The organism is Rhizobium sp. 01T437, assembly GCF_056398505.1.
In genome coordinates this window covers 1-541 of record NZ_JBFTPM010000073.1, presented here as the reverse complement: position 1 = coordinate 541, position 541 = coordinate 1, and the positions used below count along the sequence as shown (strand labels likewise).

Sequence of the window (541 nt, the reverse complement as noted above, 5' to 3'; positions counted from 1 at the left end):
CCGGCAACGACATCTATGTGGTCGGAACTTCGAATATCGTCATCTCGGAAGCCGCCGGTGCCGGCGACGATGAGATCCGTACCACCGCCACCGCCTATTCCATGGCAAACTATACAAATGTCGAGCGCCTGACCTTCACCGGCACGGGCGCGGCGGACCTGACCGGCAACGCCGGTGACAACGTCATTACCGGCGGCGTCGGCAACGACTTCCTGAATGGCGGGGCCGGTGCCGACCAGCTCATCGGCGGGGCAGGCACCGATATGGCCTACTACACCGGCCAGGTCACGATCAACCTGAAGACCGGCGTTCACACCGGCGAGGCGGCCGGCGACACTTTCGACAGCATCGAGATCTTTGCAGGCTCGAGCCTCAACGACACCTTCGTTGGTAACGGCACCACTATCACCTTCAATGGCGGCGCCGGGACCGACACGGTCGATTATTCCGCCTCGGCTGCAGCCGTCAATGTCACGCTCGGCGCTGCCAACGTGACCACGACGGGTTCGGGCGGCGACGCCCAGGGCGCCAGCTACATCAA

1 protein-coding gene is annotated in these 541 nt (G+C 63.6%); it reads left to right on the top strand.

The features are described 5' to 3' along the window. Window positions 1-17 precede the first annotated feature (17 nt). Window positions 18-541: calcium-binding protein (locus tag AC1DM5_RS36545; protein WP_477976956.1), on the top strand; the 524-nt coding region annotated here is incomplete at its 3' end.